Below are 7,635 nucleotides of genomic sequence, written 5' to 3'. Positions count from 1 at the left end.
GGGTCGACCTCGGTCATCGGCCCAGTGCCATGAACCGGACGTTCGGCGATCTGCCCGGAAGTGGACCCGGCGAATGGCTGTGCAGGGTGGAAAGCGGCGGTTGACACTCCCCGAGCACCGAGCAACCGTCACCATCGACGGACGGGCGAACCGAGGGAGTCAATGGTGGATGCGGCCCGAAGGCGCTGGATCGCCGGCACTTTAAGTCTCGCGGGATCGGCCGCTGCAATCGGCCAGGTGAGTTGCGCCAAACAAGCTGCGGTCCGGGAGGTTGTGCGGGTCAGGGAGGCGGTGCTCGGCCCCGGCGAGCGGATTACTGCGACGAATAAGTTCGGAACAATCAGTATGTCCTACGTCTCCGAACGCGAGCGCAAGTTCGAGTTCGACGGCCGCACGGCCATAAGGAAGCTGATCGCCCGCCCCGACCGCTTTATGGGCATGCTTGGTCTTTATGATCCTGCCGGAGCCTGGGTTTTCGCTCCACCGAAATATCGCTTGATGGTTGAAGAGGCCGAACGGCATTTCGATAACTACAACCAAATCTATGCTGCCTTATATGAGAGCAGCGCGGTAGTGGACTGGGTCTATACAGGCGATGGCTTTGTGATGGGCTACGACAAAGTCTTACCTCCACCGGATCACCGGGTCGATTTCGACACGTACACGGTGGACTTGTACCAGTTCTACCTGAAGGGCGCGAAGCCGACCGGGCTACGGGGTGCGCGCGACCTCGCCATCCGGCTCGAACGTCATACCGCATGACTGCCGGGTTCATAGCCCCCCTTGACGTAGGAGACGGCGGCAGAGTCCGCGATGAGTCGAGGCTGTGTAAAAACACGCGCCAACCAAAATAGCGCGCAAAGCCTTACCTTAAGGGCGCCGCTTTCCGGCTAAGCCTTGCGGCCATGCGCGCCGGGCGCAGGTCTCTCAGGCAGGATGTTGCGCGGACGTTTTGGCCGCCCGAGTTTTTACACAGCCTCAGTCGGACGCAGGCATTGGCCCGTCGCCCAAAGCAGACCCTGGCCGAGATTATAGGCACACGCCCTAGGCGCCGAGCAGCCGGGCCGCTCTCGGCGCGAAGTAGGTGATCACGCCGGCCGCGCCCGCACGCTTAAAGGCGCCGAGGCTTTCCATGATGGCGCGCTCTTCCTCCAGCCAGCCGTTCTGGGCGGCGGCCATCAGCATGGCGTACTCGCCCGAGACCTGGAACGCGAAGGTGGGCATGGCGAAGGCTTCGACCACCCGGCGGACGATGTCGAGGTAGGGCATGCCGGGCTTGACCATCACCATGTCGGCGCCCTCGGCGATATCCAGGGCGACCTCGCGCAGCGCCTCGTCGGAGTTGGCGCTGTCCATCTGGTAGGTCTTCTTGTCGCCGGGGTTCGCTACCGAGCCGGTTCCCAGCTTCCCGGAGCCGATCGCCTCGCGATAGGGGCCATAGAAGGCCGAGGCGTACTTGGCGGCGTAGGACATGATCATCACGTCCTGCAGGCCCTCGGCTTCAAGCGCCGCCCGCAGCGCGCCGCAACGGCCGTCCATCATGTCCGATGGCGCGAGGATGTCGCAGCCGGCCCTGGCCTGCATCAGGCCCTGGGCGACCAGCGCCTCGATGGTGGGATCGTTGAGGATGCGGTTGCCCTCGATCAGGCCGTCGTGGCCGTGGTCGGTGAAGGGATCGAGCGCCACGTCGCACATGATCCCGACCTCGGGGGCTGCGTCCTTCATGGCCTTCACGGCGCGGGCGATCAGGCCGTCGGGATCGTGGGCGAGCGTGCCCGCGGCGTCCTTCTTGGCCCCGTCGATGTGCGGGAAGACGGCGATGGCGGGGATGCCGAGCGCCTTGGCCTCCTTCGCGGCCGCCGCGGCGTCCTTCACCGACAGGCGGCTGACGCCCGGCATGGAGGCCACCGGAACCTGGCCTTCACCCTCGTGCACTACCATCGACCAGATCAGGTCGGCCGGCGTCAGCACTGTCTCGCGCACCAGCCGGCGGATCCAGTCGGCCTGGCGCAGGCGGCGCAGGCGCAGGGCGGGGTAGGCGGCGAGCGGGGCTTTGGTCATTTCCGGGGCGTGTGAACCCTCGCGCCGCGCCGCGCAAGCCTCGAAACATTTGACAGTGCGACCGACCGGAGCGAGTTGCGAGACCCATGGATTTCAACCTCACCGACGACCAGCGCGCCATCGAGGACGCCGCCCGCGCCTTCGCCGCCGCCGAACTGGCGCCCCATTCGGCCCGCTGGGACGAGGAAAAGCACTTCCCGGTCGACGTGCTCCGCAAGGCCGCCGAGCTGGGCTTCGCGGGTCTCTACGTGCAGGAGGACGTGGGCGGCTCGGCGCTCAGCCGGCTCGACGCCTCGATCGTTTTCGAGCAGCTGTCCTACGGCGACGTCTCGACCGCGGCCTTCATCTCGATCCACAACATGGCCGCCTGGATGATCGACCGGTTCGGCTCCGAGGAGTTGCGTCGCCGCTACCTGCCGCGCCTGACCACCATGGAGCTGATCGCCTCCTACGCCCTGACCGAGCCGGGCTCCGGCTCCGACGCCGCGGCGCTGGCGACCACCGCGCGCAAGGACGGCGACGCCTACGTCCTGAACGGCTCGAAAGCCTTCATCTCCGGCGCCGGGACCTCGGATGTCTATGTGGTGATGGTCCGCACTGGCGGCCCCGGGCCGAAGGGGGTCTCGGCCCTGGTAGTGGAGAAGGACACGCCGGGCCTCTCCTTCGGGGCCCAGGAGAAGAAGATGGGCTGGAAGTCCCAGCCCACGGCACAGGTCAACTTCGACGACTGCCGGGTTTCGGTCGCAAACCGCATCGGTGCGGAAGGGGAGGGCTTCCGCATCGCCATGGCCGGCCTCGACGGCGGGCGGATCAATATCGCCTCCTGCTCGCTGGGCGGCGCGGGCCTGGCGCTCGACACCGCCAAGGCGCACCTGGAGACCCGCAAGCAGTTCGGCAATCCGCTGAAGGACTTCCAGGGCCTGCAATGGCGCCTGGCGGACATGGCGACCGAGCTGGACGCCGCCCGGCTGATGGTGCGGCGCGCGGCGCATGCGCTCGACAATCGCGACCCCAAGGCCACGCAGTACTGCGCTATGGCCAAGCGGCTCGCCACCGACACCGGCTTCGAGGTCGCCAACCAGGCGTTGCAGTTGCACGGCGGCTACGGCTACCTGCAGGACTTCCCGCTGGAGCGGATCGTTCGCGACCTGCGCGTCCACCAGATCCTCGAAGGCACCAACGAGATCATGCGGGTGATCACCGCCAGGGAGCTGTTTAGGCAATGAGCGAGGCCCCCGAAGTCCTCATCCGCATGGACGGCGCGGTGGGGCGGATCACGCTGAACCGGCCGCAGGCGCTGCACGCGCTGACCACCAACATGTGCCGGATCATGATCGAGGCGCTGACCACCTGGATCGACAATCCGATCGTCAAGCTGGTGCTCATCGACCACGCCGGCGAGCGCGGCTTCTGCGCCGGCGGCGACATCCGCATGCTGGCCGACAGCGGGGCCGGTGACGGGCGGCTGGCGCGGGAGTTCTTCTTCACCGAATACCGGCTCAACAACCTGCTGCACGACTATCCCAAGCCGCTCATCGCATTCATGGACGGGATCACCATGGGCGGCGGCGTGGGCCTGTCGCGGCCCTGCCGGTTCCGGGTGGGGACCGAGCGGACGACCTTCGCCATGCCGGAGACCGGCATCGGCCTGTTCCCCGACGTTGGCGGCGGCTGGTACCTGTCGCGGATGAGCGACCACATCGGCCTGTGGCTGGCGCTCACCGGCGCGCGGATCAAGGCGGCCGACTGCGAGCTGACCTGCTTCGCCACCGACTACGTGGAGAGCGCGCGCCTTCCGGAGCTGAAGGCCCGGATCGTGGCCGAGCCGGCGGCCGTCGAGACCCTGCTGACCGAGTTCGAGGGCGACGCCGGGCGGCCGGCCCTGGCCGCGCACCAGGACGAGATCGCCCGCCTGTTCGCCGGCGACAGCGTCGAGGCGATCGTGGCTGATCTGGAAGCGGCCGACACCGATTGGGCCCGCGAGCAGCTGGCCATCCTGAAGACCAAGTCGCCCCAGACCATGAAGGTCGCCTTCCGCCAGCTGCAACTGGGCGGCGCGATGAAGAGCTTCGCCGACAACATGGCCATGGAGTACCGGATTGGCGCGCGCGTGGTGCAGCGCCACGATTTCCTGGAGGGCGTCCGCGCAGTCATCGTCGACAAGGACAACGCGCCGAAATGGGATCCGCCGAGCCTGGAAGGTGTCAGCGAGGCGATGCTGGACGGCATTTTCGCACCCCTGCCTTCCGTTGAGGAGTGGACGCCCCTACCTTGACCGCAAGGCGGCTTCCAGACGGACCGCCATGGGAGGACAACAGATGAAATCCAAGCTGTTCCTGGCGGCTGCGCTCGCGGTGGCCGTCACCGCCGGCGGCGCCTACGCCAAGCCGGACGCCAACCAGACGACCGCCGTGGCCGACAAGAGCCGCCCTGAAGCCGACACCAAGCGCGACGCCGACCGCAAGCCGGCCGAGATGCTTGAGTTCGCCGGCGTCAAGCAGGGCCAGACGGTCGTCGACCTGATCCCCGGGGGCGGCTATTTCACCCGCATCTTCTCCAAGGCCGTCGGGCCGAAGGGCACGGTCTACGCCGTCGGCGGTCCGCCGCGGCCGTCCCCCGATCCCTCCAAGCCGGCGCCAACGCCGGCGCAGGACACCATCGCGGCTGACGCCAACTATTCCAACGTGAAGTCGATCCACGCGCCGTTGGCGGGCGGGCTTTCGATCCCGACTAAGGCCGACGTGGTGTGGACGGCGCAGAACTATCACGACGTCAAGAACGTCCCGAACATCGACATGCTGACCTTCGACAAGGCCATCTACGACTCCCTGAAGCCCGGCGGCGTGTTCGTCGTGCTGGACCACGCCGCGGCCCCCGGCGCCACCGTCACCAACACCCTGCACCGCATCGATCCGGCGGTGGTGAAGAAGGAAGTCGAGGCCGCCGGCTTCAAATACGAAGGCGAGAGCAAGGTCCTGGCGAACGCCACCGATGACCACACGAAAGCGGTCTTCGATCCGCCCCTGCGGGGCCACACAGACCAGTTCATCTACAAGTTCCGCAAGCCCAAGTAAGTATCTGATCCAGAGGACTTCCATGACCCGCATCGCCTTCATCGGCCTGGGCAACATGGGCGGCGGCATGGCCGCCAACCAGGCCAGGGCGGGTCATGAGGTCCTCGCCTTCGACCTGTCCGCCGCCGCCGTCCAGAAGGCGGTGGCCGCGGGCTGCGTCGCCGCCGGCTCGGCGACCGCGGCCGTCAAGGACGCCGACGTGGTGATCACCATGCTGCCGGCCGGCCAGCACGTGCGCGCCGTCTATGCGGCCGAGATCCTGCCCCACGCCAAGGCCGGCGCGCTCCTGGTCGACTGTTCGACGATCGACGTGGAAAGCGCCCGCGCCGTCGCCAAGGACGCGTCCGCGGAAGGCTTCCGCTTCGCCGACGCGCCGGTGTCCGGAGGGACGGCGGGGGCCGAGGCCGGAACCCTGGCCTTCATGGTCGGCTGCGACGAGGCCGACTTCGCGGCGGTGGAGGCGGCGATCGGGCCGATGGCCCGCACCGTTATCCGCGCCGGCGACCACGGGGCGGGGCAGGCGGCGAAGATCTGCAACAACATGGTGCTGGGCGCCTCGATGATCGCGGTCTGCGAGGCCTTCGCGCTCGCGGAGAAGCTGGGCCTCGATCCCGAGCGGTTCTTCGAGATCGCTTCGAAGTCGTCGGGCCAGTGCTGGAGTCTGACCAGCTATTGCCCCTGGCCGGGCCCGGTGCCGGCGGCGCCGTCGAACCGAAACTACGAGGGCGGATTCGCCACCGCCATGATGCTGAAGGACCTGAAACTCGCCCAGGAAGCCGCAGCCAAGGCCGGCGCCGCGACCCCGCTGGGCGCCCAGGCCGAAGGGCTCTACGCGCTGTTCGACCGGCTGGGCGGCGGCGGCAAGGACTTTTCGGCGATCCTGGAGCTCTTCCGGGGGCATGCGCCGGCCTGAGACTTGGACTAACTAACCGCCGTTTATCGAAAGCGCGCGCTTCGTTATCAAAGGTCATGTTCTGCGGCGCCCAGCGTTATGGACAACGTCTGCCCGCGGTGCGAAAACCCGGGCGCATCAAAGGGAACCGGCGACCTGCGCAAGACCTCGAACGCAGGACCGGGTGACAAGTCGATGGATTACAAGGCCGCGTTCGCCAGCGCTCTTGAGAGCATTCGCGCCGAGGGGCGCTATCGCGTGTTCGCAGACCTGAAGCGCCATCGCGGCGAGTTCCCGCGAGCCACCTGGACGCGCGGCGACGGTTCCGAGTCGGACGTGGTGGTCTGGTGCTCCAACGACTATCTCGGCCAAGGCCAGAACCCCGTGGTCACCGAGGCCATGAAGCGGGCTATCGACGAGGCCGGCGCGGGCTCGGGCGGCACCCGCAACATCTCCGGCACGACGCACTATCACGTAGAGCTGGAGCGCGAGCTCGCGGACCTTCACCGGAAGGAAGCCGCGCTGCTTTTCACCTCGGGCTATGTGTCCAACGAGGCCTCGCTCTCGACGCTCTACAAGATCCTGCCCGGCCTGATCATTTTCTCCGACGCCCTGAATCACAACTCGATGATCAGCGGCATCCGCGCCGGCAAAGGCGCGCGCCACATCTTCCGTCACAACGACCTCGAGCATCTCGAAGAGCTGCTGGCCACGGCGGACCCTGCCGCGCCGAAGCTGATCGCCCTGGAGAGCGTCTATTCCATGGACGGCGACGTCGCCGACCTGCCCGGCACCGTGGCTCTGGCCAAGCGCTACGGCGCAATGACCTACCTCGACGAGGTGCATGCGGTCGGCATGTACGGTCCGCGTGGCGCCGGCGTGGCAGAGCGCGACGGGGTGATGGCCGAGATCGACATCATCGAGGGCACGCTCGGCAAGGCGTTCGGCGTCATGGGCGGCTACATCGCCGCCGATGCGATCATCGTCGACGCCATCCGCAGCTTCGCCGACGGCTTCATCTTCACCACCTCGCTCCCGCCGGCCCTGGCCGCGGGCGCCGTCGCCTCGATCCGCTACCTGAAGGCGCACGATGAAATCCGCGTCGCCCACCAGGAGCGCGCCGCGGCGCTGAAGGCCCGCATGCTGAAGGCCGGCCTGCCGGTGATGCCCTCGGTCTGCCACATCGTGCCGGTGCTGGTGGGCGACGCTGTCCACTGCAAAATGATCTCCGACATCCTGCTCGAGGATCACGGCATCTACGTCCAGCCGATCAACTACCCGACCGTGCCGCGCGGGACAGAGCGCCTGCGCTTCACCCCGTCGCCCGCCCACACCGACGCCATGATGGACGATCTGGTGGCGGCGCTGGAAACCCTCTGGGTCCGCTGCAACGTCCAACGCATCGGCGGCGTCGCGGCCTGAGCCAATTCCGCTCATTCCGCTTTCGCGGATGAGCGGGCGGAGGCGCGGCTACTTCCGCCGTCGGACGCCGCGGCCGAGACCGATCTTCTTGGCGAAGTCGGAGCGCCGCGCCGCATAGGCCGGAGCCACCATCGGATAGTCGGGCGGAAGGCCCCAGCGCTTGCGGTAGTCGTCGGGGCTCAGGTT

8 protein-coding genes are annotated in these 7,635 nt (G+C 67.5%); 6 read left to right on the top strand and 2 right to left on the bottom strand.

All coding sequences use genetic code 11. From position 1 onward, the window contains the following. The first annotated feature begins 162 nt into the window (after positions 1–162). Positions 163–762, top strand: a complete 600-nt coding sequence (locus JWP28_RS12215) for a hypothetical protein (RefSeq protein ID WP_299543224.1) — start codon at positions 163–165, stop codon at positions 760–762. A 282-nt stretch (positions 763–1,044) separates the two neighbouring features. Here the strand turns inward: JWP28_RS12215 and hemB are convergent, their stop codons facing one another. Next, entirely contained in the window at positions 1,045–2,061 is a 1,017-nt protein-coding gene (gene hemB / locus JWP28_RS12210; RefSeq protein WP_299543223.1) for a porphobilinogen synthase, read from the bottom strand. A gap of 86 nt (positions 2,062–2,147) precedes the next feature. Between hemB and JWP28_RS12205 the strand changes: the two genes are divergently transcribed. From JWP28_RS12205 to hemA, 5 genes are all read left to right on the top strand, one after another. Beyond that, the gene (locus tag JWP28_RS12205) at positions 2,148–3,287 is read left to right on the top strand and encodes an isobutyryl-CoA dehydrogenase (RefSeq protein WP_299543221.1); all 1,140 of its coding nucleotides are present in this window, start codon (positions 2,148–2,150) and stop codon (positions 3,285–3,287) included. Then, entirely contained in the window at positions 3,284–4,336 is a 1,053-nt protein-coding gene (locus JWP28_RS12200; RefSeq protein ID WP_299543220.1) for an enoyl-CoA hydratase/isomerase family protein, read from the top strand. The genes JWP28_RS12205 and JWP28_RS12200 overlap by 4 nt, the downstream gene beginning before the upstream one ends. A gap of 43 nt (positions 4,337–4,379) precedes the next feature. After that, positions 4,380–5,135, top strand: coding sequence for a methyltransferase (locus JWP28_RS12195; protein ID WP_299543218.1), 756 nt, complete (start codon positions 4,380–4,382; stop codon positions 5,133–5,135). Positions 5,136–5,157: 22 nt separating this feature from the next. Then, complete coding sequence (gene mmsB, locus JWP28_RS12190) at positions 5,158–6,048, top strand: 3-hydroxyisobutyrate dehydrogenase (RefSeq protein ID WP_299543216.1); 891 nt, start codon at positions 5,158–5,160, stop codon at positions 6,046–6,048. A gap of 174 nt (positions 6,049–6,222) precedes the next feature. After that, on the top strand, positions 6,223–7,449 hold the full coding sequence (hemA, locus tag JWP28_RS12185) for a 5-aminolevulinate synthase (RefSeq protein ID WP_299543215.1): 1,227 nt from the start codon (positions 6,223–6,225) through the stop codon (positions 7,447–7,449). 48 nt (positions 7,450–7,497) lie between these two features. On the opposite strand, the gene JWP28_RS12180 is transcribed toward hemA, so the two are convergent. Further along, on the bottom strand, positions 7,498–7,635 hold a 138-nt coding region (locus JWP28_RS12180), incomplete at its 5' end, for a MucR family transcriptional regulator (protein ID WP_299543225.1).

Origin of the sequence: Phenylobacterium sp., assembly GCF_028290885.1 — a bacterium.
Taxonomy (GTDB): domain Bacteria; phylum Pseudomonadota; class Alphaproteobacteria; order Caulobacterales; family Caulobacteraceae; genus Phenylobacterium.
This window is presented reverse-complemented; position numbering and strand designations above follow the sequence as displayed.